22 protein-coding genes and 2 pseudogenes are annotated in these 23,369 nt (G+C 67.6%); 11 read left to right on the top strand and 13 right to left on the bottom strand.

Features of this window, described 5'->3' with window-relative positions:
- From ACNJ7E_RS17465 to ACNJ7E_RS17440, 6 genes are all read right to left on the bottom strand, one after another.
- Complete coding sequence (locus tag ACNJ7E_RS17465) at positions 1-759, bottom strand: CoA transferase subunit A (protein ID WP_418340538.1); 759 nt, start codon at positions 757-759, stop codon at positions 1-3.
- Positions 756-1,364, bottom strand: a complete 609-nt coding sequence (locus tag ACNJ7E_RS17460) for an RBBP9/YdeN family alpha/beta hydrolase (RefSeq protein ID WP_280782846.1) — start codon at positions 1,362-1,364, stop codon at positions 756-758. The genes ACNJ7E_RS17465 and ACNJ7E_RS17460 overlap by 4 nt, the downstream gene beginning before the upstream one ends.
- Positions 1,365-1,391: 27 nt before the next feature.
- On the bottom strand, positions 1,392-2,723 hold the full coding sequence (locus ACNJ7E_RS17455; RefSeq protein ID WP_418340537.1) for an MFS transporter: 1,332 nt from the start codon (positions 2,721-2,723) through the stop codon (positions 1,392-1,394).
- Between the two features lie 122 nt (positions 2,724-2,845).
- Positions 2,846-3,898, bottom strand: coding sequence for a beta-keto acid cleavage family enzyme (locus tag ACNJ7E_RS17450; RefSeq protein ID WP_009476856.1), 1,053 nt, complete (start codon positions 3,896-3,898; stop codon positions 2,846-2,848).
- 49 nt (positions 3,899-3,947) lie between these two features.
- The gene (locus ACNJ7E_RS17445) at positions 3,948-4,862 is read right to left on the bottom strand and encodes a TauD/TfdA dioxygenase family protein (protein WP_418340536.1); all 915 of its coding nucleotides are present in this window, start codon (positions 4,860-4,862) and stop codon (positions 3,948-3,950) included.
- Positions 4,863-4,900: 38 nt separating this feature from the next.
- Positions 4,901-5,875 carry a quinone oxidoreductase family protein gene (locus ACNJ7E_RS17440; protein WP_418340535.1) on the bottom strand — a complete coding sequence of 325 codons (975 nt, stop codon included), beginning with the start codon at positions 5,873-5,875 and terminating at the stop codon, positions 4,901-4,903.
- Between the two features lie 202 nt (positions 5,876-6,077).
- Between ACNJ7E_RS17440 and ACNJ7E_RS17435 the strand changes: the two genes are divergently transcribed.
- Positions 6,078-7,088 (top strand): AraC family transcriptional regulator, encoded by a 1,011-nt coding sequence (locus ACNJ7E_RS17435; protein WP_280782843.1) that lies wholly within the window; start codon positions 6,078-6,080, stop codon positions 7,086-7,088.
- Here ACNJ7E_RS17435 and ACNJ7E_RS17430 read toward each other — a convergent pair.
- The gene (locus tag ACNJ7E_RS17430; RefSeq protein ID WP_280782842.1) at positions 7,064-7,651 is read right to left on the bottom strand and encodes a GNAT family N-acetyltransferase; all 588 of its coding nucleotides are present in this window, start codon (positions 7,649-7,651) and stop codon (positions 7,064-7,066) included. The two genes, ACNJ7E_RS17435 and ACNJ7E_RS17430, sit on opposite strands and share 25 nt — an antisense overlap.
- Positions 7,652-7,841: 190 nt before the next feature.
- On the opposite strand from ACNJ7E_RS17430, the gene ACNJ7E_RS17425 reads away from it, so the two are divergent.
- The 5 genes from ACNJ7E_RS17425 to ACNJ7E_RS17405 all read left to right on the top strand — a co-directional run bounded on the left by ACNJ7E_RS17425 (position 7,842) and on the right by ACNJ7E_RS17405 (position 14,049).
- Entirely contained in the window at positions 7,842-9,188 is a 1,347-nt protein-coding gene (locus tag ACNJ7E_RS17425) for an MFS transporter (protein ID WP_418340534.1), read from the top strand.
- Between the two features lie 49 nt (positions 9,189-9,237).
- Positions 9,238-10,833, top strand: coding sequence for an aldehyde dehydrogenase (NADP(+)) (locus ACNJ7E_RS17420; protein WP_418340533.1), 1,596 nt, complete (start codon positions 9,238-9,240; stop codon positions 10,831-10,833).
- A gap of 25 nt (positions 10,834-10,858) precedes the next feature.
- A complete protein-coding gene (locus ACNJ7E_RS17415; RefSeq protein ID WP_280782839.1) occupies positions 10,859-11,794 on the top strand; it encodes a 5-dehydro-4-deoxyglucarate dehydratase in 936 nt (311 codons plus the stop codon).
- On the top strand, positions 11,794-13,065 hold the full coding sequence (locus ACNJ7E_RS17410) for a glucarate dehydratase family protein (RefSeq protein ID WP_418340532.1): 1,272 nt from the start codon (positions 11,794-11,796) through the stop codon (positions 13,063-13,065). The genes ACNJ7E_RS17415 and ACNJ7E_RS17410 overlap by 1 nt, the downstream gene beginning before the upstream one ends.
- 90 nt (positions 13,066-13,155) lie before the next feature.
- Positions 13,156-14,049, top strand: a complete 894-nt coding sequence (locus tag ACNJ7E_RS17405; protein ID WP_280782837.1) for a LysR family transcriptional regulator — start codon at positions 13,156-13,158, stop codon at positions 14,047-14,049.
- A 12-nt stretch (positions 14,050-14,061) separates the two neighbouring features.
- Here the strand turns inward: ACNJ7E_RS17405 and ACNJ7E_RS17400 are convergent, their stop codons facing one another.
- The 6 genes from ACNJ7E_RS17400 to ACNJ7E_RS17375 form a co-directional block, all read right to left on the bottom strand.
- Entirely contained in the window at positions 14,062-14,544 is a 483-nt protein-coding gene (locus ACNJ7E_RS17400) for a carboxymuconolactone decarboxylase family protein (protein ID WP_418340531.1), read from the bottom strand.
- Positions 14,545-14,610: 66 nt separating this feature from the next.
- On the bottom strand, positions 14,611-15,528 hold the full coding sequence (locus ACNJ7E_RS17395) for an alpha/beta hydrolase fold domain-containing protein (protein WP_280782835.1): 918 nt from the start codon (positions 15,526-15,528) through the stop codon (positions 14,611-14,613).
- A 60-nt stretch (positions 15,529-15,588) separates the two neighbouring features.
- Positions 15,589-16,215 carry an alpha/beta fold hydrolase gene (locus tag ACNJ7E_RS17390; protein WP_280782834.1) on the bottom strand — a complete coding sequence of 209 codons (627 nt, stop codon included), beginning with the start codon at positions 16,213-16,215 and terminating at the stop codon, positions 15,589-15,591.
- A gap of 51 nt (positions 16,216-16,266) precedes the next feature.
- On the bottom strand, positions 16,267-16,581 hold the full coding sequence (locus tag ACNJ7E_RS17385) for a hypothetical protein (RefSeq protein WP_280782833.1): 315 nt from the start codon (positions 16,579-16,581) through the stop codon (positions 16,267-16,269).
- 455 nt (positions 16,582-17,036) lie between these two features.
- Positions 17,037-17,567, bottom strand: a complete 531-nt coding sequence (locus tag ACNJ7E_RS17380) for a DinB family protein (protein WP_418340530.1) — start codon at positions 17,565-17,567, stop codon at positions 17,037-17,039.
- 25 nt (positions 17,568-17,592) lie between these two features.
- On the bottom strand, positions 17,593-18,447 hold the full coding sequence (locus ACNJ7E_RS17375; protein ID WP_418340529.1) for a helix-turn-helix domain-containing GNAT family N-acetyltransferase: 855 nt from the start codon (positions 18,445-18,447) through the stop codon (positions 17,593-17,595).
- 100 nt (positions 18,448-18,547) lie between these two features.
- On the opposite strand from ACNJ7E_RS17375, the pseudogene ACNJ7E_RS17370 reads away from it, so the two are divergent.
- From ACNJ7E_RS17370 to ACNJ7E_RS17350, 5 genes and pseudogenes are all read left to right on the top strand, one after another.
- Positions 18,548-19,126 (top strand): annotated as a pseudogene (locus tag ACNJ7E_RS17370) (FAD-dependent oxidoreductase); the annotation flags it as partial.
- A 225-nt stretch (positions 19,127-19,351) separates the two neighbouring features.
- A pseudogene (locus tag ACNJ7E_RS17365) lies at positions 19,352-20,274 on the top strand (ATP-binding cassette domain-containing protein).
- Entirely contained in the window at positions 20,271-21,095 is an 825-nt protein-coding gene (locus ACNJ7E_RS17360) for an ABC transporter permease (protein WP_418340528.1), read from the top strand. The pseudogene ACNJ7E_RS17365 and the gene ACNJ7E_RS17360 overlap by 4 nt, the downstream one beginning before the upstream one ends.
- Before the next feature lie 467 nt (positions 21,096-21,562).
- Complete coding sequence (locus tag ACNJ7E_RS17355) at positions 21,563-22,192, top strand: sigma-70 family RNA polymerase sigma factor (protein WP_418340527.1); 630 nt, start codon at positions 21,563-21,565, stop codon at positions 22,190-22,192.
- A gap of 833 nt (positions 22,193-23,025) precedes the next feature.
- The gene (locus tag ACNJ7E_RS17350; RefSeq protein WP_280782828.1) at positions 23,026-23,367 is read left to right on the top strand and encodes an ArsR/SmtB family transcription factor; all 342 of its coding nucleotides are present in this window, start codon (positions 23,026-23,028) and stop codon (positions 23,365-23,367) included.
- The last annotated feature ends 2 nt before the right edge of the window (positions 23,368-23,369 follow it).

Raw genomic sequence — 23,369 nt, 5'->3', positions numbered from 1 at the left:
TCAGTCCTTCCTCGCGGCGACGGTGCGCTTCTCGATCTGCTTGTCCTGAGCCCCGGTGTGAACGATCCGGTCGACGAAGATCCCCGGCAGGTGCACCCGCGCCGGGTCGAGGACCCCGGGCTCGACGAGCTGCTCGACCTGCGCGATGCAGATGCGGCCGGCCATCGCGGCGAGCGGGTTGAAGTTGCCTGCGGCCTTGGCGAAGACGAGGTTGCCTTCGGCGTCGCCGATGCGGGCGTGGACGAGTGCGAAGTCGGCGGTGATCGACTCCTCGAGCACGTACTGGCGGCCCGCGAACTCGCGCACCTCCTTCGGCGGAGACGCGACGGCCACCGATCCGTCGGCGGCGTACCGCCACGGCAGCCCGCCGTCGGACACGGGCGTTCCGACCCCGGCGGGGGTGAAGAACGCGGGGATCCCCGCACCGCCGGCACGCAGTTTCTCGGCCAGGGTGCCCTGCGGCGTCAGTTCGACCTCGAGTTCACCCGACAGGTACTGGCGGGCGAATTCCTTGTTCTCCCCGACATATGACGCGGTGACGCGGCGAATCCGGTTGCGGGTGAGCAGGATCCCGAGCCCGCGGTCGTCGACGCCGCAGTTGTTGGAGTACACCTCCAGGTCGGTGGCGTCACCGGCGGCGATCGCGGCGATCAGCTCGTCCGGGATGCCGCACAACCCGAACCCGCCGACCGCCAGCGACGCACCGGGCCCGATGTCCGCGACGGCGTCGGCGGCCGAACCGAACACTTTGCGCGTCATCGGGCATCTGCGTTCGCGAGGCCGGGGACGACCGTGCTCTCGATCAGTTCCCGAAGCAGTTCCTCGGCGTACGGCCAGTACCCGTAGCCGGCGGCGGGATTGAGGTGGCCGACCGCGCCGAGGTCGACGAGCTTGCTGCCCCACGACTCGGCCATCCCGGCGACCCGACGGAATCGGGCCATCGGATCGTTGGTGCTGGCGGCGACGACGCTGGGGAACGGCAGCCGGCCCCGGGGGACGGGATCCCAGCCACCCTGCTCGAGTTCCCCGGGGGTGGGATACCCCGCGGGCAGTGGTTCCTCGAGGTCCGGTGGGGTGACCAGCAGGGCGCCCTGGACCGGGCGGGTGGACTGCTGCGCCCAGTGGACGGTGATCGCCACTCCCGCACTGTGAGCGACCAGCACGACCGGGCCGTCGATGTCGGCGAGGACGGTGTCGAGGGCGGCGACCCGGGCCGCGAGGCTGAGCTTGTCCCGTTCGAGCGGCGGCACCGTCCGCGCGGTGTCGAGTCTCTCGGCGAGCAAGGTCTGCCAGTGGTCGGCGACGTGGTCCCGCAGTCCGGGCACGATCACCACGGTCGGTGCGGTGGAGGTGGAGGTGGTCACGGTCGACTCCAGTTCTTCGGAGGTGGATCAGGCGGGTGCGGTGGTGAGGGCGGCGAGCTTGCGGCGTCCGGCCGGGTAGGCGCGCTTGCCGAGGACGAGGGCGATGATCGCGACGATGTAGATCAGGGGAGCGATCTGCAAGGCAGTGACGAGCCCGAAGCGGTCGGCAAGCACCCCGACGACGAAGGGTCCCAGTGCCAGTCCGAGGAGGTTGTTCGCCAGAGTGAGCGTGCCGAAGGCCGAGGCGCGCACCGACGAGTGCGTGAGGTTCGCGACCATCGCGGCGATGGGGCCGGACGAGCCGGCGGAGAAGAAGGCTCCGATGCCGATCAGGACCAGTTGGGGCGTGCCGGTCGGCAACTGGAACCCGGCACCGAGGAAGACGAGGGAGATCACTCCGAAGACCACCGCGGTGGTCCATTTCCGAGCGGGATCGTTGCGGCTCACGCGGTCGGTGATGATGCCGCACACCACCATGCCGCTGCCGACGAGGAGGACGAAGATCGAGGCCATCGCACCGGCCTTGTCGAGTGCGAGACCATAGGATCGGTTGAAGAAGCTCGGCAGCCACGCCAGAAGCACACCTGCGGTGAACATCTGGAGACCACCACCGATGTAGGCGAACACGACGGCGGGGGTGGTGAACAGGCTCGAGATCGGCGCCCGGAATCCGGCGGGGCCGGGTGCGTCGGCCGGGTCGTCGTCGGCCGCATGCTGAGCAAGTTTGCGTTCGGAGACCAGAGCCCGGAACAGGGCGACGAGCATGAGCCCGAACACGGCCATGGCGGCGAACGACCAGCGCCAGCCGAGGTTGACGGCGATCACGCCGCCGAGGGCGACGCCGATCACGGACCCGAACGATCCGCCGCCCATGAAGGCGCCGCTGAGCGTGGAGTGCACTCGCGGGGCGAACACGCTGAGAACCACCGCGATGCCGACGCTGCCGTAGGCGGCTTCACCGACGCCGACCAGGAAGCGGGCTCCGAGCATCTGCTCGTAGCTGCTCGCCACGGCGCAGAGCAGTGTGGCGATGCTCCAGAGCACGGCCATCAGGACGAGGCTCTTCACGCGACCCCACCGGTCGGCGAGCAGCGACAGCGGGAGGGTCAGCAGTCCGACCATCAGCGCGACGACGCTGCTGAGCGACGCGAGCTGGGAATCTGTCAGCGTCCATTCGGTTTTGAGGAGCGGGAAGACGGCACTGAGGACCTGCCGGGACATGTAGTCCGACAGCAGCAGACCGAAGGTGAGTGCGAAGACGATCCACGGATAGAACCGGGACCGGGAGGCCGGGGCGGTGCTCCCGGTGGTGGCATTCGGGGTGGTGGTGTTCAGGGCGGTGGTGGCAGGCAGTCCCATGAGGCCTCCTATGGCCGTCAGGAGTGATAAAGGGGTGGGGGAGAGAGCCGGCCGTGCTCGTGTGAGCGGCGGTCTGTCCGGCTCTCTCCCCGGCGTGATGCAAATCCCCCGGCGCCGAAAAATCAGGCGTGGTGGGTGAAGCCGACCTGTCCGGGACGGCGGTTGGGCGCGTAGCCGAGCTTGGCGAGGGTTTCGTCGGCATCGGCGTAGGTCTGGCCGATCCGGTAGATGTCGCGGGCCTCCTTGCCGGTGGCCACTTCGCGGCCCAGTTCACCGGCGACGCGGACCAACTGCTCGACCTGCTGGACGGAGGTCATCTTCTCGCCCTTGCGTCCCCAGATGGTGTCTTCGTTACCGCAGCGGGGGTGCAGGCCCATCGCGATCGCCATCGCGTTGACCGGCAGCACGCTGCGCATCAGGGTCTCGAGGGTCAGGCAGGCGCCGTCCGGGACTCGCTGGATGAAGTTCATGATGTTGTACGGGTTGGGGCCGTCGAAGCCGCCGCCGATGCCGACCCAGGTCAGGTTGAGCGGGCCGGTGTAGATGCCCCGCCGGATGAGCCGCTCGACGGTCTCGAGCTGGGGGATGCTCGAGAGCTGGAAGTGCGGCTGAATTCCGGCGGCCTGCAGGCGACGCAGATGCTCCTCGACCCACGCGGGGCCTGCCGGGACCGTCATCTCCCGGTACGCCTCGGCGAGCTCGGGCCGCTCCATCGAGGTGCCGGCGATGTCGTCGGCGGTCATGAGTTCCATGATGTTCATCTGAGAGGTGTTGATCGCGATCGTCACCTGGTCGGGTGCGGGATCGAGGTCGGCCAGCATGTGCCGGGTGTCGTCCGAGAGCCACTTCGCGTCCGCCCCTTCGCCTTCGGGTGCGAAGGAGATCGATCCGCCGACCTGCAGGATCATGTCCGGCACCGCCTGGCGGAGTCCGGCGAGCAACTCGTTGAACTTCGAGAGCCGCTTGGAGCCCTTGCCGTCGAGTTCGCGGACGTGGATGTGCAGGACGGTGGCGCCGGCCTCGTAGCAGTCCACCGCTTTCTGGACGTGCTCGTCCATCGTCAGCGGCAGGTCTTCGCGGAAGTCGTCCGGCTCCCACTCGGGACCGTACGGGGCACAGGTGATGACCAGCTTCTCCTGGGTCTCGGGGAAGAGGGCGTCGTCGTGGAAGTGCATGGTGTTCTCCGTTCGAAATCGGATCTGATGAAAAGGGGCAGTGAGTAATTCAGAAGGGCCGGTCGCCGATGATGCCGGCGCGCTCCATCTTGCGGACGGCGGGCCAGTAGTCCTGGACCGCGTAGTGCTGGGTGGACCGGTTGTCCCAGATCGCGACGCTGTTCTTCGTCCACCGCCACCGCACCTGGTACTCGGGAATCGACGCCTGGCTGATCAGGTAGTTGAGCAGGTTGCTGCTGCCGGGCGCGTAGTCGATGCCGTACCGGATGTTCTCCGGGGTGTGGTAATTGACGAAGTGAGTCGCGAAAGCGTTGACGAACAAGATCTTTTCGCCGGTGTCGGGGTGCGTGCGCACCACGGGGTGCTCGGCGTCGGGGAACCTCTCGTGCAGCGCGTGCCGCTGTTCCGGCGGCTGCGCGGCACCGAAGGACGCCTCGATGCTGTGCCGGGCGCGGAGTCCGTCGATCTGCTTCTTGACCTGCTCGGGAAGCTTCTCGTACGCCAGGGCCATGTTCACCCAGATGGTGTCTCCGCCGATCGGGGGCGTCTCCACGCAGCGGAGCACGCAGCCCATCGGCGGGTTCTCCCGCCAGGTGGCGTCGCAGTGAAAGGCGTTCTCGTAGTGCTCGGCCGGGCTGTCGAGGTCCTTGTAGATTTGCACCAGCCCCGGGTGGTCGGGGTCGCTCCCTACGGCGGGGTGGTCCTCGAGCGGGCCGAACCGTTCGGCCAGCGCCACGTGCTCGGCGCGGGACATGTCCTGGTCGCGGAGGAACAAAACCTTGTACTCGAGCAGCAGTTCCCGCAGTTCGGCGAACAGGGCGTCGTCGCGGGCGGCGTCACCGAGGTTCACGTCGAACAGTTCGGCGCCGATCGAGCAGGTGAGCGGTGCGAATCGGAAGGATCCGGAAGGGGAGAGGATCGTGGGCGGTTCGGGCGAGTAGGTCAGTTGCGCGGTGTCGGTCATGGTGGTGTCTCCGTCGGGGTGAATGTGGTGGCGCGCTGTCAGAGTCGGAACACGGAGGAGCCGATGCTGCGGCCGGATTCGAGATCGTGGTGCGCCTGGACGGCGTCCTCGAGCCCGTAGCTCTGGTTGATCTCGATCCGGATCCGGCCGGCCTCGACGTGCCCGAAGAGTTCACCGGCGAGTTCGGCGCGCTCCGCCGGGTCGGCGATGTAGTCGGCGAGCGCGGGTCGGGTGACGAACAGTGAACCCTTGACAGCCAACTGCATCGCGTTGATCGGAGGAATCGGTCCGGAGGCCGTTCCGAAGCACACCAGCAGTCCGCGCCGGGCGAGGCAGTCGAGCGACGTGTGGAAGGTGGACTCGCCGATGCTGTCGTACACGACGGGGACGCCGGCACCGTCGGTGATTTCCCGAACCCGCTCGGCGACGTTCTCCCGGGTGTAGACGATCACGTGCTCACACCCGTGGGCGCGAGCGATCGCGGCCTTCTCGTCGGTGGACACGGTGCCGATCACGTTGATGCCCAGCAACTTTGCCCACTGCGTGAAGATCAGGCCGACGCCGCCGGCCGCGGCGTGCAGGAGCACGGTGTCGCCCGCCTTCAGCGGGTGGATGCGCCGCAGCAGGTAGGCCGTGGTCAGACCGCGCATTGTCATCGCGGCCGCGGTGTCGAAGCGGATCGCTTCGGGCAGCGGGATCAGCGGTGCGGCCGGCATCACGCGTTCGGTGCTGTAGGCGCCGAGGGGGCTGCCCGTGTAGGTGACGCGGTCGCCGACCTGCACGTGGGTCACGCCGGAGCCGACTTCCTCGACGACACCGGCCGCCTCCACTCCCATGCCCGCGGGCAACTCGGCCGGGTACAGGCCGGTGCGGAAGTAGGTGTCGGCGAAGTTCAGTCCGACGGCTTCGTGCCGGATCCGCACCCCGTGGGGCCCGGGCTCCCCGACCTCGACGTTCTCCCACTTCATGACTTCCGGAGCGCCGTGCTCGTAGAACCGAACAGCCTGTGCCACAGTATTTCTCCTTCGATGTGATGATCGGTGCGGTGCCGCCGCCGGACCGGTCGCGGTCGGGCGGGGCAGGGGTGGCCCGGTGTGGCGGATCACCTCTCCGACCGCTTCTGTGATGCACCTAACAGTACGGGCGCACCCGGTCGATTGCTTATCCTGACGGGACAGACGGCCTATCATTTCGGGACAGGGCATTGGAGGTGGCATGAAACCCCTTGCGCGCTACGCGTCGCTGAACGGATACCTCGAGCTGTGCCGGTCGCTCGGCGTCGATCCGGTGCCGTTGATGAGGTCCGCCGGCCTTGATCCGTCCGGCCTCGCACTGCAAGACCGATGGATCCCGGCCGCGGCGATCGCGCACCTGCTCGAGCAGTCGGTGGAGGCGTCCGGGCACGCAGACTTCGGGGTGCGCCTCGCCGAGCGCCGGCAGTTCTCCAACCTCGGCCCGCTCAGCCTCGTCGTGCGCGAGGAGCCCGACGTCCGCAGCGCCCTGCGCGTGCTCACGCGGTACACGCACACGTACAACGAGGCGTTGCAGACGCGGATGTCCGAGTCGAACGGTCTCGCGACGTTGCGCGTCGAACTGGACGTGGGGGAGGCAACCGAGACACGGCAGTCGGTGGAACTGGCGGTCGGAGTGCTGCACCGGCTGCTGCGCGGCTTCCTCGGGGGCGGCTGGAAACCGCTCGCCGTCTGCTTCCCTCATCCGGCTCCGGTGGACGCGGCGACCCACCGGCGTCTGTTCGGACCGGTGGTGAACTTCGACCACGAGTTCGCAGGCATCGTCATCGATGCCGGCGACCTGGCTGAGCCGAACAAGATGTCCGATCCACTGCTCCGTCGCTACACCCAGCAACTCCTCGAGTCCTGGGAGCCGTCGGATGACGTGACGATCGTGAGCCGGGTCCGCGAGCTGATCGAACTACTGCTGCCGACGGGCCGCTGTTCCGTCGAGCAAGTGGCTCGCAGTCTGGGGGTCGACCGGCGAACGGTGCATCGCCGCCTCGCCGAGAGTGGGGAGACGTTCTCGACCGTCCTCGACGCGACCCGCGTCGAACTCGCCGAACGGATGGTCGCGAATCCCCGCCTGAGTCTCACCGAGATCGCGGACGTGCTGGCGTTCTCGGCGCCCAGTAACTTCTCGCGCTGGTTCAGCGGGCGGTTCGGGTGCAGCCCGAGCCGCTGGCGCGCTCAGCGGTCGGGCGACGCCGGCTGAATCGGCCGGAACTCGTCCAGATCGAGCCTGCTGATGTAGTGGGCGCCGTCGTCGATGGGGTTGTCCGGCGGCAGGTAGCCCTCGCCGACGCGGCGGAAGCCGGCCTTCTCGAGCGCGCGCCACGACGCCCGGTTGGGGACGACGACGGGGACGACGATCGCGGTGGCGTCGGGTAGGTCGGCGCGGCACTTGGCGACGAACGCGCTGATCATCGCGGTTCCCAGTCCCTGTCCGGTGTGTTGCGGGTCGCCGACGTAGTAGTCGATGGAGATGCTTCCCGGCGGGATCTCGACGAGGGCCGTGAGGAGCGCGAGGTCCTCGGGGTAGTCCGCGATCCGGTACCGCTGGATGAATCCGAAGGGCACGCCGTCGCGCAGGACGAGGAAGTCCTCGCAGGGTTCGGTGCCGTCGATGCTGCCGCCGAAGTCGCGCTCGATGTCGGCGTCCGCGGTGTCGTGGTTCCAGAACCGCGCGACGTGCGGTTCGCGGAGCCATCGTTGCAGTTGGGGGAAGAATTCGCGGGTCGTGCGGACGAACTCGAAGGTGACTGCGTCGGCGCTCACCGTAGGAAAACTACAGGAACCACGTCGATTCAACTTCGGCATCGATAACGAGAATCTTTGACTTGGACATGTATCGAACATGCCTCTAGCGTGATTCCTATGACTCAGGTCACGCCTGGTAGCCGGGCGTGATCGGAGTCCTCCAACGTTCCCCGCACCACCAGCGCCAGCACACAGAGAGGAGTCACCGATGACCCTCCCCCTCGCCGTTTCCCCGGCAGTCGACAGCGCGGTCTCCAAGATCTTCCGTCGCGTCGTCCCGCTGTTCATCGTCATGCTCATCTGCAACCAGCTCAACAGATCCAACATCGGCTACGCGCAGACGCATCTCGAGGCGGACGTGGGAATCGGTGCTGCGGCGTACGGCTTCGGTGCGGGTGTCTTCTTCATCGCCTATGCAATCTTCGAACTGCCGTCGAACGTGCTCATGGAGAAGTTCGGCGCCAAGGTGTGGCTCACCCGCATCATGATTTCGTGGGGCCTGGTGTCCGCGGCGATGGCGTTCGTCAACGGCCCGGAGATGTTCTACGCCCTGCGGTTCCTCCTCGGTGTCGCCGAGGCCGGCTTCTTCTACTTCACCCGGTGGCTGCCGAACAACCACCGCAGCCGCGCCACGGCACTGTTCATCGCCGGATCCTCCATCGCGGCCGCCATCTCGGGACCGCTGTCCGGACCGCTGCTGTCCCTCGACGGACTCGGCGGACATCACGGCTGGCAGTGGATGTTCGCGCTGGAGGGACTGCTGTCCGTCGTCGTCGGATGCATCGCCTACCGCCTGCTCGACTCGAAGATCGACGACGCGAAGTGGCTCACCGGCCCGGAGAAGCACGACCTGCAGGCCGTCATCGCCGAGGAGGACGTGCTGCGCAGCGAGGCGTCCGCGAAGCGCGGCGAGTCGGGCTCGCGCTGGAAGCTGCTCCTGCAGCCGCGGATCCTGGTGTGCTGCGGCATCTTCTTCGCGATCACCATGGCGATCTACGCCAACACGTTCTGGCTCCCGTCGATCATCCGCCGCATCCCGGGCACCACCGACGTCACCGTCGGGCTGCTCTCCTCGCTGCCGTGGATCTGCGCGATCTTCGCGATGTACTACTCCAACCGCTCCGCCGACCGCACCGGACGGCACAAGCCCTACCTCGTCGCCGCGCTGCTCATCGGCGGTATCGGCACGATGGCCGCCGCGTTCGTCACGCCCTGGCTGGCGCTTCCGCTGCTGTGCGTCGCGACGATGGGATTCAAGAGCGCGAGCCCGCTGTTCTGGTCCATTCCGCAGCGCACACTCCACCCGATGGTGCTGGCGCCGGCGATCGCGATCATCAACTCGCTGGGCAACCTGGGTGGCTTCGTGGCCCCGTTCGGCTTCGGAGTGATCAAGGAGCAGACCGGCACGGTGACGATCGGCCTCGTCGTGTTGTCGCTCTTCGCCCTGGCCGCCGCCGCGGCGGTGACGTACTTCCGGCGCGACAAGGAAGACATCGACGACGTCGCCGACCTGCCAGAGGTGGGCTCCGACGAGCCCACCGTGGCAGCCAAGTGACCTCTCACCGGCACATACGAAACGCAGACGAGAACTCGAGGACTGAATCATGACAGCAACGGTGAACCGGACCGACGTGACCGGACAGATGATCATCGCAGGGAAGCCCGTCCAGGGTTCCGGCACGACGATCCACGGCATCGACCCCACCACCGACGGCCGGCTGGAACCGGGCTTCGCGCACGGTGACGAACGAGACGTCGACGCCGCCTGCGCCGCCGCCGCCGAGGCGTTCGCGCCGTTCCGCGCAACGAGCAGCGATAAGCGCGCCCAGTTCCTCGAGGCGATCGCCGACAACATCGAGGCCCTCGGCGAGACGCTCATCGCACGGGCCTGCGCCGAATCCGGACTTCCCCAGGGCCGTATCACCGGTGAGGTGGGCCGCACGTCCGGACAGCTGCGGCTGTTCGCCGGCGTGCTGCGTGACGGCGGCTGGAACGGTGCCCGCATCGATCCCGCGTTGCCCGACCGGACGCCCCTGCCCCGTGCCGACATCCGGCAGCGGAAGGTGCCGCTCGGACCCGTCGCGGTGTTCGGTGCGAGCAACTTCCCCCTCGCCTTCTCCGTTGCCGGCGGCGACACCGCGTCCGCGCTGGCTGCGGGCTGCCCGGTCGTCGTGAAGGCTCACGACGCGCACCCCGGCACCTCCGAACTCGTCGGCCGCGCCATCGCCGACGCGGTCACGAGCACCGGCATGCCTGCGGGCACGTTCTCCCTGCTGTTCGGCTCGGGCCGGGGGCTCGGCACTGCACTGGTCACCGACCCGCGCATCAAGGCCGTCGGATTCACCGGATCCCGTTCCGGTGGAACCGCTCTGGTCGCCGCTGCCGCCGGACGTCCGGAACCCATCCCGGTGTACGCCGAGATGAGTTCGATCAACCCGGTATTCCTTCTCGAGAACGCCCTCGCCACCCGCGGCGCCGACCTCGGCCGCGCGTTCGTCGGGTCGCTGACGCTCGGGTCCGGCCAGTTCTGCACCAACCCCGGACTCGTCATCGCCGTCGACGGTCCCGGACTCGCCGAGTTCGTCGCGGCCGCGAATGCCGCGGTCGCCGAGGCGGTGCCGACGCCGATGCTCACTCCGGTCATCGCCGGCTCCTACGCCGACGGTGTCGCCGCCCTCGAGGGTGCGGCCACCGTGGAGGCCCGCGGCGTCGAGTCCGACGCTCCCAATTCGTGCCGGGCCGCCCTGTTCAGCAGCGACGCCGACACGTTCCTGGGTTCGGAGGTGTTGCAGCAAGAGGTATTCGGTTCGTCCAGTCTGATCGTCAAGTGCCGCGACGCCGAGCAGGTGCGTGCCGTGGCGGCGCAGCTGGAAGGCCAGTTGACCGCGACCGTCCACGTCGACGACGCCGATCTCGACGAGGCCGGACGGCTGCTGCCCGTCCTCGAGCTCAAGGCCGGCCGGATCCTGTTCAACGGCTGGCCCACCGGGGTCGAGGTCGGCCACGCGATGGTGCACGGTGGCCCGCATCCCGCGACCTCCGACTCGCGTACCACGTCCGTCGGCTCGCTGGCGATCGAACGGTTCCTGCGTCCCGTTGCCTACCAAGATGTTCCGAGCTCGCTGCTCCCCGCCGCCATCGCCGACGGCAACCCCGACCAGTTGTGGCGTCGCATCGACGGCCGACTCACCCAAGCCTGATTTTCCCTTCGTGAAGGAGTTCCCCATGCTCGACGGCGTCTTGTTCTTCCCCGTCACCCCGTTCACCGCATCCGGCGACGTCGACTACGACCGGCTCGCCGAGCACGTTGCCAAGGGTGTCGACGCCGGCCCCGGAGGCGTCTTCATCGCCTGCGGCACCGGCGAATTCCACGCACTCGGGCTGGAGGAGTTCGGCAAGATCGTCGCCAGGGCCACCGAGGTCGTCGCCGGACGCGTCCCCGTGTTCGCCGGGGCCGGCGGCTCGGTGCAGCAGGCCAAGGAATTCGCCGCCAGCGCGAAGGAGAACGGCGCCGACGGCATCCTGCTGCTCCCGCCGTACCTGGTGACGATGCCGCAGGCCGGTCTGGTGGAGTACACCCGCGCGGTCGCCGACACCACCGATCTCCCGCTCGTCGTCTACAACCGCGGTAACGCCCGGTTCGACGAGGCGGCCGCCGTGGAGGTCGCGCAGTTCCCGACCGTGGTCGGGTTCAAGGACGGCACCGGTGATCTCGACAAGGTGGGCCGCATCGTGCGTGCTGTGAAGGATGCGCTCGCCCCGTCCGGCAAGCCGTTCCTGTTCTTCAACGGCATGCCCACCGCCGAGGTCACCCAGCAGGCGTACCGCGCGATCGGCGTCACGCTGTACTCGTCCGCGACGTTCGCGTTCGCGCCCGAACTCGCTCTCGGGTTCTACGAGGCGCTCGAATCCGGCAACGAGGAACTCACCGACGCGCTGCTCCGCGACTTCTTCCACCCCCTGGTGCGCCTGCGCGACCAGGTGCCCGGATACGCGGTGTCGCTGATCAAGTCGGGTGTCGCGATGGAAGGTATCGACGCCGGGTCGGTGCGGCCGCCGCTCGTTCCGACGAGCGAGGCCCACCTGCTCGAACTCGCGCAGATCACCGCGGCCGGCCGCGCCGTGCTCGCCGACGCCCTGGCTGTGCAGGCGGCAGTCTGATGGCTGCCGCACACATCCGGATCACCGGCGCGCGGATCACTCCCGTCGCGTTCGTCGACCCGCCGCTCCTCAACACCGTCGGCGTGCACCAGCCCTACGCGCTGCGTGCGATCATTCAGCTCGACACGGACGGCGGGCTCGTCGGCCTCGGTGAAACCTACGCCGACACAGCCCACCTCCTCCGGCTCGAGGCGGCCGCCGAGGCGATCGTCGGGCTGGACGTGTTCGCGCTCAACGCGATTCGCGCGGCGATCGACGAGAAGGTCGCGACCCTGACCGTCACGGGCGGTGACGGTGTCGCGGGCATGATCACCACGGCCAGCACCACCGACCGCGTGTTCTCCCCGTTCGAGGTGGCGTGCCTCGACGTGCAGGGCAAGGCCCTCGGCCGGCCGGTCTCCGATCTGCTCGGCGGCAAGGTGCGCGACGCCGTCCCGTTCAGCGCCTACCTGTTCTACAAGTGGGCCGGGCACCCCGGCGCCGAACCCGACGAATGGGGCGAGGCGATCGACCCCGACGGTCTGGTCCGTCAGGCGCAGAAGATGATCGGCGAGTACGGCTTCGAGGCCATCAAGGTCAAGGGCGGCGTGTTCTCGCCGGACGAGGAGATCGCCGGCATCAAGGCGCTGCGCGCCGCGTTCCCCGACCTGCCGCTACGTCTCGACCCCAACGCCGCGTGGACCGTCGACACGTCGATCAGGGTCGCGTCGGAACTCGACGGCATCGTCGAATACCTCGAGGACCCGACGCCGGGCCTCGACGGCATGGCCGAGGTCGCGCGGGAGGCGAAGATGCCGCTGGCCACGAACATGTGCGTCGTCGCATTCGATCAGCTCGAGCCCGCGGTGCGGAAGGATTCGGTCCAGGTCGTGCTGTCGGATCACCACTACTGGGGTGGCCTGCAGCGGTCGCGGTTGCTCGCCGGTATCTGCGACAACTTCGGTCTGGGCCTGTCGATGCACTCCAACTCGCATCTCGGCATCAGCCTGGCCGCGATGGTGCACCTCGCCGGCGCCACACCGAACCTCACGTACGCGTGTGACACGCACTGGCCGTGGAAGACCGAGGACGTCGTCAAGCCCGGTGTGCTGAAGTTCGTCGACGGCGCGGTCCCGGTGCCGACGACGCCGGGTCTCGGTGTGGAGATCGACGAGGACGCCCTCGCCGCCCTGCACCAGCAGTACCTCGACTGCGGGGTGCGCGACCGCGACGACACCGGATACATGCAGTCGGTGGATCCGACGTTCGAGAACACCTGCCCTCGCTGGTAACTGTCTCATCGGAGGCGCCGACCGCGGTCTCGGTCGGCGCCTTCGGGGTGGGATACATTGAGTCCACCCCGAGGCAAAGGAGTGGATCGAATGTTCTCCCTCGCGCGGCTGTCGTGTTTCATCGCCGTCGCGGAGGAACTGCACTTCGGTCGCGCCGCCGAACGCCTGCACATGACGCAGCCGCCGCTGAGCCGTCAGATCCAGCAACTCGAAAGCGAACTCGGCGTGCAGTTGATCGACCGCACCAGCCGATCCGTCACCCTCACCGCCGCCGGTACCGCGTTCCTGCCTGACGCCCGGCGCATCCTGAGCCTGTCGGAGAGTGCCGCACTGACGGTGCGGCGCGTCCCGGCCGGTGACCTCGGCACCGTCGTCGTCGGATTCACCGGCGCGTCCGCGCACGCGGTGCTGCCGAGGTTGCTCGAGGCCGCCCGGGACAGACTCCCGGACGTGAAAGTCGTTCTGCGGGAAATGGTCACCTCCGTGCAGATCGAATCGTTGATCAGCGGTGAACTGGACCTCGGGCTGATCCGCCCGATCCTCACCCGCCCCGGCATCGACACGCGCCCCATCCACCACGAACGGCTCGTCGCCGCGCTGCCCGCCGATCACCCCCTCGCCGACGCCGAGCAGCTGGCCGTGGAGGACTTCGACGATCAGCCCGTCGTCATGTATTCGCCCGTCGATGCGCGGTACTTCCACGAACTGCTCATCAGCACGTTCACGATCGTCGGCGCCTCTCCGCGCTACGTCCAGTATGTCACGCAGGTGCACACCATGCTGGTGCTCGTCCGGTCCGGGCTCGGCATGGCCCTCGTGCCCGAATCCGCGCAGACGATGCACCCGGAGGGGGTCGTGTTCCGTCCCGTCTCCGCCGTCCGCGACCGGCCCGTCCAGATGAACGCCGCCTGGCGGTCGGACAACCGGAACCCCGCGTTGCGCAGGTTCATGGAGGACGTCCTGCCGAAGCGGGAGTGGGAATGAGAACCGGAGTGCTCAGAGCGTGAGCTTGCACGTCTGACCGATGTCGAGCACCCGCAGTACCCGGCCCGTCCCCAGCCACAACGCGCACGAGAGCGCCAGGTCCGTCAGGATCTCGTCGGTGAACTGCTCGTGACACCGCTCCCAGAAGTCTTCGTCGTCGCGGAGCGCCGTGTGATCGGTGGCGAACCGGTGGGCGAACTCCGCCGCCGTCCGCTCCTCGGCGCTGTACCCGGGCCACGACTCCCACTCGAGAACGTGATCGTAGAAGTGCTCGTCGATCCCCGCATCGGCGCCACTCCTGTCGCGGGTGCCGAGGCACACGGCGCACTCATTGGCCTCCGCGACCGCCATCCGCGCGATCTCCCGGACCCGTAACGGTAACCGGTTCCGGTTGTACACGGCGTCCGTGAAAGCGCCGAGCGCACCACCCAGCTCGGGTGAGATCGACAGCCAACCTGCCACGTCATCGTCACTGTAGCTACCTACTCGACTCATCCCCGAATGCTACAGCGGGAGGTGTCGCGGGCGGAAGATCTGACACGTGTTCTATCTCTTCGGTGGTTACGCTTGCAGTATGCGGACGATGTCTTCGCGGGCGGCACGTGCCTGACGGATCAGGGGGAAGAGTGCGTAGTCGTGCTGCATCCCGATCTCCTCGATGTAGTCGACTGTCGTGCCGGCCTCGCGTGCTCGCTGAGTGAGCGCGCGGGAGTCGGTGACGAGAATGTCGTGGGTGCCGGTGTATACGCTCATGGGCGCGAGGCCGGTGAGGTCGCCGAAGAGGGGGCTGACGCGCCAGTCGGTGACCTCGAGGTCTCCCGCGTAGAGTCGGCCGGCTTCTTCCAGTCCTCCGCGCGCGAGGAGGATGTCGCGCTTCTCGATGGTGGCTTGGGTGGGGTCGCTCATGGTGGCGTCCAGCCACGGGGCGACAAGGATCAGCCGCGACGGCTGTGGTACGCCCCTCCGTTTGAGTTCCTGCGCTGCGGCGACCGCGAGCCCGCCACCGGCGGAATCGCCGATCACCGCCACGTTGTCGGCGCCTCGGGCGGAGATTGCCGATTCGACGAGGTCGGCCGCATCTACGACGGTGCGGGCGGCCGTCCGGTGCGGGGCGAGGGGGTAGATCGGTAGCAGAAGCCGGACCGATGCCGCCGCGGTGATGGTGCGCGCGAACAGCCAGTGGAAGGACGTTATTTCGCGGACATAGGCACCGCCGTGGAAGTCGACCACAGTCTTTCCGTATCGCCCGTTGTCCGGTTCGACGGTGAACACGGGAAATCCGCCGGTGCGGTCGGCGGACAGCCGCACCCCGCGCAGGAGCGGAGATGGTGGCGGGTTGAACGAGGCCGGCCGCAGCGTCGTCGCGTGGACGTCGCGCCGCGTGTCCTCGGCCGTGCGGAGTTTGGTGCGGCCCAGCAGTATCCGAACCCCGGTGTGAACGATTGCGGGGCGAATATCGGGAATGATCACGCCCCTCATTGTGACGTGTTCGCGGACTCGGCGCGGCCGCTCCGGCGAGTTGACACGGCAATTCGGTCCTCAGTTGGCCAGTCGTTGGAGGATTGCGTCCATTGCCGCGTCAGCGTTCTCACCGTCGAAGATGTTCTGCCCGTGGGCGGAGCCCGGCAGAAGGATCACTTTGTTGTCGGCGCCCGGTGAGCCGTCGGCGAGTTGCTGCGACACGCCGGCGACGGGCTCGTCCTCGCTGGCGATGAACAGCTTGGGCTCACTGCCGAGGCCGTCGACCACCCGATTCGGGGAGAGCAGCACCAGCTGGTCGGGAAGGTCGGGCTGCTGCGAGGCCAGTTGCAGGATGGCGTCGGCGCCCGCGCTTCCGCCCACCAGCGCGACGTCGGGGTGCCCATTGTCGATGAGGCTGGCGACGGTGGCCGCGATCGACTCCGGCGTGATGTCCTCGACGGCGATAACAGTGGCACCCTGGTTGGCGATCGCCGAGGCCTGGTCTTCCCAGCTGGCGGCGTCGAAGACGGCACCGTGGGCCAGCACCACTCCGTACTCGCCATCTCCCCACTGCAACGCGTCGCCGCCGCCGACCTCGATCTTGGTGGCGGACGTGTCACTGCCCGCCGACGGTGTGCTGTCATCGCCGGAGCAGCCCACCACGACGGCGAGCAGCAGAGACAGAAGGGCGAGTAAGGCCTTCATGTCTCCAACATACTGCCGAGGGCACGTTCGATGCGGCGAAAGGGTTCCGGTCTAGGTGACTTTCACACTGCCCGAGAAGAAGAACGGGGCCATGTTGCCGAAGCAGAACGCGGTCACGTTCGATCCCGTCGCGAATCCGTCGAGCGTACCGAGACCCGCCGCGAAGGCACCCGTCTTGAAAGTGAAGTTCGAGTCGAATGCGAAGCACGTCCAGCTTTCACCGGTCGGAACGTCGACCTTCACCTGACCGGATATGCCCGCGCTCAGTGTTGGTGCCGCCGTGGCGGGAGTGCCGCCCGCGAAAACCAGGGTGGGAGCGATGACGGCGGCCACGACTGCCGATCGCACAGCGAATTTGTTTTTCATAATGCTCACCTCATTCGATAATCCCCGACTCCTGCAGCGGAATTGTCAGTTTTCTCCCGAGATCGCGCCACCGATCTGTCAAATGTTCCTACGACACACTTGCGGAGGCGTATTACCCCTGTTCAGGGTGTGAATTCTCGGCTACCGGTGGGAGCCGAGAATCCCTGTCCTGGATCACTCGATCGTCAGCCGAGTGCGAGTAATACTCTTCTCTGTTGTTTCTGTGAACCACGGGATCGTCGATCTCCGCTTACTTTGCCTATCGCACACGGGTCTGCAGAACGTTTCGATTAATGACGCTTTTTCTCACATTCTGATATTAAACAACTGTCCACCATGATTTCGTCACGTCGGTAGGAATTGAATTCCTACGTGTCGTATATGTCGATCATGCGGGGCCGGCGCGCCAGCGCATCGATGAACCATCCCCATCGACAACGGGCAGCTGCCCCGGTTCAGTTGAGAGTGAGCTGTTGCCGGTGGAAGTCGAAGTGCTTCCCGGGGTATCGAAAGACCTGCTCGACGGTCATGGTCTCGGTGAAGAACGGGTCCCAGCGCACCGGAAAGGACATGCTGCGCTGTAGGTCTGCATCGGTCTGCCGGGCGAGGGAGCGTTGCAGCGAAGCGATGACGCGGTCGAAGTGGCGGCCCATCCGGTGGCGGTTGTAGACGACCGCTGCCAGGGCGGAGCCCCGATAGTTGACCTCGTCGAAGGCTGGGGTGGCCGCGTCGAGCACGTGCGCGAACCGTCGGCTCGCCCCCTCCGGCAACCGGGAGAACATCCGGATCAGCAGGAGCAGCCGGCGAGCGACCATGTAGCCGAAGACCATGTGGAACAGCAATTGCTCGTTGGTCCACCGGGTTCCGGACGAACGCCTCGCGAGATCTGGGGCACTCGCGCCGTCGAGTAATTCGTGCAGCACGCTCCGGGCGCGTTCGAGCTCCGCGGCGATCGCGGCACGATCGACAGGTTGATGCTCGGACATATTGTGCCCCAGTCGATTCGGAGGATTATCCGACGACGGGGGAACGGCGCTCGAGAAACACGGTGTCGCGCCATATGTCGTCGAGTCGGGCGATGCGTTCGCGGACACCGAGGGTGCGGAATCCGGCGGAGTGGTGCAGGGCGATGCTGGCCCGATTCTCGGGGAAGATCGAGGTCTGCAAGGTCCACAGTCCGGCCTCGTCGGCGGCGGTGACCTGGGAGCGCAGCAAGGCCTTGCCGACGCCGCGCCCGCGCATCCCGTCGGCGACGTAGATCGAGTTCTCGGCCACCCCGGCGTAGCAGGCTCGCCCGGACACCGGGGACAGGGCGGCCCAGCCGACCACGACGTCGTCGATCTCGGCGACCCACCGATGCCCGGGCAGCCACAGTCCATCGAGCGTCGCCTGGGTGGGGACCTCGGTGGTGAAGGTGGCGTTGCGGGCGGCGATGCCCTCGCCGTAGATCCGGCGCACGTCATCCCAGTCCTGATCGGTCATGGTTCGCACGGTGACGTCGCCGGGCAGGTCGTCCGGGCAGCAGGGGCGCGGGGTCAGCACACCCATCACTGCGTCGGCGGCGTGCGGCAGCCCGGTGCAGCAGGCCGGATTGACCATGACCACGGTGCTGGTTCCGCTCTTGCGGACCGAGACGAATCCGACGTCGGCAAGCTTGCGCACGTGGTGCGAGACAGTGGGCTGGCCTATGCCCAGAGCCTCGGCCAGCTCGCCCACGTTGATCCCGGCCGGGCGGGAGGCGACCTGGTGCAGCAGTCGCACCCGGGTGGGATCGGCCAGGCAGGCGAACCACCCGGCATAGGTGGCCGCGTCCTCCGGCGCCAACGCATCCACCACGTTGGCGACCGGAATGTCCTGTGCAGTCATGCACCCACTATATCGATATCCATCGATGGTTGCCTTCATCGACGCGTATCGATACTCTCCGCAGGGAAGATCGATGCATGTCGATGAAAGGACTTCCGAGATGAACTCTGTGCCCGTTGTCGTCGTGGGGGCCGGACCGATCGGCCTCGCTGCCGCGGCCCAGTTGCGTGAGCGCGGCCTGACCCCGCTGGTCTTCGACCGCGGTCCGATAGCCGGTGCGGCGATCGCTCAGTGGAATCACGTGCGGTTGTTCTCCCGTTGGGGTGAGCTGATCGATCCGTCGGCCCGCCGCCTGCTCGACGCCACCGGCTGGGTGGCGCCGGACGACCAGGCGTACCCGACCGGCCAGGACTGGACTGCGAACTACCTGCAACCCCTCGCTGCCGCACTCGGCGACACCGTGCAGCTGTCGACCGAGGTGGTCGGGGTGGCCCGGCGGGGCCGGGACCGTGTCGTCGACGCCGGCCGCGACACCGAACCCCTCTCGGTACACATCCGCCGCGCCGACGGCACCGAGGATCGGATCACCGCACAGGCCGTGATCGATGCCTCCGGCACCTGGGCCACCCCCAATCCCCTCGGCGGAGAAGGCCTGCCCGCGCTCGGCGAGCGCGCCGCCGCCGCCGTGACCGGCGACCACGCCGCCGCCGCCCGCGTCGAACTCACGTTGCCGGAGACCGGGGTATGCGGCGGCGGGGTCTTCGACGAACCCGAACCCGCCGCCGATGGCGCCACCATCTCCTGACCTGCCTGATTCTGCTGCGTGTGCGTCCAACTCGAGGTTCGTTCGTCTGAGGAAGCGGACTCCCACTCACTCCGGGTGGGAGCACACCTTCCGAGAGGAACCTCCGATGACCATCCACCCGACTGCCCGCCCCGCCGCTTACCGGTTCGGGGGTGTGCGATGAGAGCGCCGACCGTCGTGGTCGAGGATCTGCACGTCGCCTACGGCACGACGTGGGCCCTCGACGGCGTCGACCTGGAAGCTGCCGCCGGGACTACGCTCGGGGTGCTCGGCCACAACGGTGCCGGCAAGACCACCTTGATCCGCACCTTGACTACCCTGGTGCGCCCCACCGCCGGCCGCGTGCAGATTGAGAACCTCGACGTCGTCGTCCACGCCACCGAGGTCCGCCGCCGGATCGGCGTGACCGGCCAATACGCCGGTCTCGACGAATTCCTCACCGCCCGAGAGAATCTGGAGCTGATCGGCCGACTGACCGGGCTGCGCCGCACCGCCCGGGCCGACGCGCTGATCGACCGGCTCGGGCTGCAGGAATACGCGTCCCGGCGGGTCGGGGAACTCTCCGGGGGCTCGCGCCGCCGGGTCGTCTGGCCGCCAGCCTCGTCGGCTCCCCGTCGGTACTGTTCCTCGACGAGCCGACCACCGGTCTCGATCCCCTCGCCCGCGCCGGATTGTGGAACGTCGTCGACGAGCTCACCGACGCGGGCACCACGGTCGTGCTCACCACCCAGTACCTCGAGGAGGCCGACCGGCTCGCCGACCACATCGTGGTCCTGCGCCGGGGCCGGGTCGCCGCCCGCGGCACCCCCGCCGAGCTCAAACGGATCGTCGGCGGCAAGGTCCTCAGCGCCACCATCCCCGCCGGTCAGCTCGCCGCGCTGCCATTCATCCCGGACACCGATCCGCGGGTCGACGGCGACCGCCTGCGGGTGTCCGTCACCGTCGACGACGCCCCCGCCGCGACCGCGCTGGTCGCCGACCTGCACCGCGGCGGCATCGAGGTCACCGACCTGGACGTGACCTCACCGAGCCTCGACGACGTCTTCGCCCACCTCGCCCACACCCCCGGAGCCCACCGATGACCACCATCCGCACCACCACAGCCACCCCTTCGGTAGGGCGTCCCTCGGTCGGGGACCAGCTCGCCGCACTCACCGTCCGGAACCTGCGCACCAGCGCCCGCGTTCCGCAGCTGTTGATGTTCTCGCTGACCATGCCGATGGCGATGCTGGTGCTGTTCAGTCAGGTGTTCCGCAGCGTCGCCGCAGGACCGGGCTTTCCTGCCGGGGTCAGCTACATCGTCTTCCTCACCCCGGCGATGCTCGCCGTCTCCACGGTGATGGCCGGCACCAACGCCGGAGTCTCCGCCGCGATCGATCACACCAACGGCCTGCATGACCGCTTCGCGGCCCTGCCGATGCGGACGGCGCTGCCGGGGGTGGCTCGCACCATCAACGAGGCCGTCTTCACCCTCGCCCGGGCTGTGTTGCTCGGGATCGCCGCCGTCGCTTTGGGTTTCGAGTTCCACGGCACCGCAGGGGATGCTGTCGCCGCGGTTGTCGTGCTGGTGGTGTTGGCCGGGGCGATGAGCGCCCTCTTCGGGCTGATCGGGGACCGGCTCCGCCGGCCGGACGTGGTCCAGTTCGCCGGGATGATGGTGATGATGCCGCTGATGTTCGTCTCGAGTGCGTTCGCGCCGATCGAGACCATGCCCGGCTGGATGCAGGCCATGGCGACAGTGAATCCGGTTGCGCACGCCACCGACGCCCTGCGCGGCCACGTGCTCGGCACCGCCACCGCCGGGGACACTCTTACCGCCCTGGTCGCGGCGATCGGTTTGTGGGCGGTGGTGACCGCCGTTCCCGTCGTCACCCGAATGATTCGGTCAGCGCGCACCCGCTGACAACGAACCCGCCCCGTCCCCATCCCACGGGGACGGGGCGGGTTTTGGGTGTTCGATGTCCGTCCGGAGCCGGGCACTCTCCAAGCCCCTACCCGATGGAGGGGTAGAGGCTAGGAGAGCGCTGTGGTCAGCAGATGCGCCCGGTGCGGGCGTCGATGACGCTCATGCGGCGGCGTCGAGCAGTTGCAGCTCCTCCGCCACGATCAGATCGACCTCTTCACTGGTCAGGCCCGACAACAGATGTGTAGTCAGCATTGCTCTCACCTCCTCACCGTGCTTCTACTGGTACGTCGAACCGGAGCATCCGGAATCGACATCGACACCCATACAGACGAGGAACTTCGGATTCGGACGCAGGTGCGTCCGACCGCGGTCACCGTCGTCCGTACCTGAGAGAGGACGCCCTCAGGGGGTCGCGACCGCGCCGTAAGGCGGGGATCCTGAAAGACGGAGAGGAACCACAGATCATGAACGAGGACTCGGCCACCACCGCGACGACACCCCAGCCGGCACCAGCTGATCTCGACCAGCTCTGGCGCCGCTTCTCGAGCGACTTGCGGGCCTTCATCGCCCGCCGGGTCTCCCGTCCCGAGGACGCCGACGACATTCTGTCGATCGTGTTCCTGCGGATGGCCAAGAGCCTCGACAACCTGCGGGAGCAGGACCGAATCCTCGGGTGGATGTATGCCATCACCCGCAACGCGATCACCGACTACTACCGGTCCGCACCCCACCGCCGCGAGCTGGCTGTCGACAGTGTCTCCGACAACCGACCCGACGGAGAACCTGACGCCGACGAGACGGCGGAGAAGGAACTCGCCTCCCGCCTGGTGCCGATGCTCTCCGGGCTGCCCGCCGAGCAGGCCGCGGCGGTGAGGATGGTCGACCTCGACGCCCGAACCAACGCCGCCGCCGCCAGCGAGGTGGGAATCTCGGTGTCCGGGATGAAATCCCGGGTCCAACGCGGCCGCGCCGCCCTCCAGGCCCAATTGCACGCGTGCTGTCAGATCAGCCAGGATCGCACCGGCCATGTCCACGACTACCAGCCCCGCAGCGGATCCTGCGCCTGCGGAGCCACGCCATCGGACGACGAGTAGACCGGCGAATCATCTCTGGTGACGGCGACGGGGCGACCGGGCGAGGTCACGCTGACAAGACTGCGGTGCGGTGCGAGCCATCTTCGCTCGCACCGCACCGTTGTCACCTGAGGGCTACTGGCAGCCGCATCCGTCGCCGGCCGTCGCCGTCGGACCGCAGCACGTCGACTTCTCGCTGAGGTCGCAGCAGGTGGCTTGTCGTTCGGTGCTGCAACACGTGGGTGCCGCAGTCCGTGGGTTTGCGTCCGTCCGATCCGTCGTAGGGTTTTCGAACTTGTCGGCGTTGGTCATGGTGACTCCTTGATCCGTGGGGATGGGTACCAGATCAGACGGAGGAGACCGAAAATGGACGCACTGGCCCGTCGCGAAGGATGAGGTGCGCCCGTGCCTGGCCGCGCCCCCACGGAGATACGTGGCGTGTCGAAACTTGTGTGCGAAACCGTCGGCGACCAGCACGGATGAATCCTGCGGAGGACAATGGGACGATGCGATCCGTGCCGAACCTTGACGACGCCGGAACGGCGGCCGCGGGTGAGGAGCCCTGGTATGAGCTGGTGGCCGCTCTGCTGGGCCAGTTTGCAGGATCGCAGACCGGGCACCGGGTGTCCTTGGCCCAACGGTGGGGTATTGGGTGGCGTGGGCGATACCGCCGCCGCTCACGGTGTTGCTGGGCTTCACCGGTCTCTGCCTGATGTTCGCACCGCTGTGGATCTCGATCGATGTCGGCGGATCCCCGAGCTAGATCGCTCTCGTCGGCGCGCCGCATGCAATATCTTCAACCTGAGAGTCGAAGGGGCCTTGCACATAAAACCGATCGGTTGTATGTTTTGGGTGTGTCAGAAACAGATGAGGACCGGGCCGATGCCCTGTTCCACGCGCTGTCCGACCGAACGAGGCGCGACATCATGCGTCGCGTGCTGGCCGGCGAGCATTCCGTCTCGGCACTGGCAGCGAAGTACGACATGAGTTTCGCTGCGGTACAGAAGCACGTCGCCGTTCTCCAGAAGTCCGGCCTACTCGTCAAACGACGCAGCGGCCGTGAACAACTCGCCACGGGCGATGTGGACGCAGTTCGCGCGGTGTCGTCCATGCTCGCGGAGCTGGAACACGTCTGGCGTGGGCGAATCGCGCGCATCGACGAACTGATCGCGACAGAACCCCAACGGAAGGAATGAAC

Source organism: Rhodococcus mengyinensis, from assembly GCF_048381435.1.
GTDB classification, from domain to species: Bacteria; Actinomycetota; Actinomycetes; order Mycobacteriales; family Mycobacteriaceae; genus Rhodococcus_F; species Rhodococcus_F opacus_D.
Note: the sequence above shows the minus strand (reverse complement) of the source record. Positions and strands in the feature narration are given on the sequence as shown.

What these genes read in the sequence shown, in the direction of transcription:
- ACNJ7E_RS17465 (WP_418340538.1), bottom strand. Translation starts at nt 759, where the DNA reads ATGACGCGCAAAGTGTTCGGTTCGGCCGCCGACGCCGTCGCGGACATC.
- ACNJ7E_RS17455 (WP_418340537.1), bottom strand. Translation starts at nt 2,723, where the DNA reads ATGGGACTGCCTGCCACCACCGCCCTGAACACCACCACCCCGAATGCC.
- ACNJ7E_RS17450 (WP_009476856.1), bottom strand. Translation starts at nt 3,898, where the DNA reads ATGCACTTCCACGACGACGCCCTCTTCCCCGAGACCCAGGAGAAGCTG.
- ACNJ7E_RS17445 (WP_418340536.1), bottom strand. Translation starts at nt 4,862, where the DNA reads ATGACCGACACCGCGCAACTGACCTACTCGCCCGAACCGCCCACGATC.
- ACNJ7E_RS17435 (WP_280782843.1), top strand. Translation starts at nt 6,078, where the DNA reads ATGAAACCCCTTGCGCGCTACGCGTCGCTGAACGGATACCTCGAGCTG.
- ACNJ7E_RS17425 (WP_418340534.1), top strand. Translation starts at nt 7,842, where the DNA reads ATGACCCTCCCCCTCGCCGTTTCCCCGGCAGTCGACAGCGCGGTCTCC.
- ACNJ7E_RS17420 (WP_418340533.1), top strand. Translation starts at nt 9,238, where the DNA reads ATGACAGCAACGGTGAACCGGACCGACGTGACCGGACAGATGATCATC.
- ACNJ7E_RS17415 (WP_280782839.1), top strand. Translation starts at nt 10,859, where the DNA reads ATGCTCGACGGCGTCTTGTTCTTCCCCGTCACCCCGTTCACCGCATCC.
- ACNJ7E_RS17410 (WP_418340532.1), top strand. Translation starts at nt 11,794, where the DNA reads ATGGCTGCCGCACACATCCGGATCACCGGCGCGCGGATCACTCCCGTC.
- ACNJ7E_RS17405 (WP_280782837.1), top strand. Translation starts at nt 13,156, where the DNA reads ATGTTCTCCCTCGCGCGGCTGTCGTGTTTCATCGCCGTCGCGGAGGAA.
- ACNJ7E_RS17400 (WP_418340531.1), bottom strand. Translation starts at nt 14,544, where the DNA reads ATGAGTCGAGTAGGTAGCTACAGTGACGATGACGTGGCAGGTTGGCTG.
- ACNJ7E_RS17395 (WP_280782835.1), bottom strand. Translation starts at nt 15,528, where the DNA reads ATGAGGGGCGTGATCATTCCCGATATTCGCCCCGCAATCGTTCACACC.
- ACNJ7E_RS17390 (WP_280782834.1), bottom strand. Translation starts at nt 16,215, where the DNA reads ATGAAGGCCTTACTCGCCCTTCTGTCTCTGCTGCTCGCCGTCGTGGTG.
- ACNJ7E_RS17385 (WP_280782833.1), bottom strand. Translation starts at nt 16,581, where the DNA reads ATGAAAAACAAATTCGCTGTGCGATCGGCAGTCGTGGCCGCCGTCATC.
- ACNJ7E_RS17380 (WP_418340530.1), bottom strand. Translation starts at nt 17,567, where the DNA reads ATGTCCGAGCATCAACCTGTCGATCGTGCCGCGATCGCCGCGGAGCTC.
- ACNJ7E_RS17375 (WP_418340529.1), bottom strand. Translation starts at nt 18,447, where the DNA reads ATGACTGCACAGGACATTCCGGTCGCCAACGTGGTGGATGCGTTGGCG.
- ACNJ7E_RS17360 (WP_418340528.1), top strand. Translation starts at nt 20,271, where the DNA reads ATGACCACCATCCGCACCACCACAGCCACCCCTTCGGTAGGGCGTCCC.
- ACNJ7E_RS17355 (WP_418340527.1), top strand. Translation starts at nt 21,563, where the DNA reads ATGAACGAGGACTCGGCCACCACCGCGACGACACCCCAGCCGGCACCA.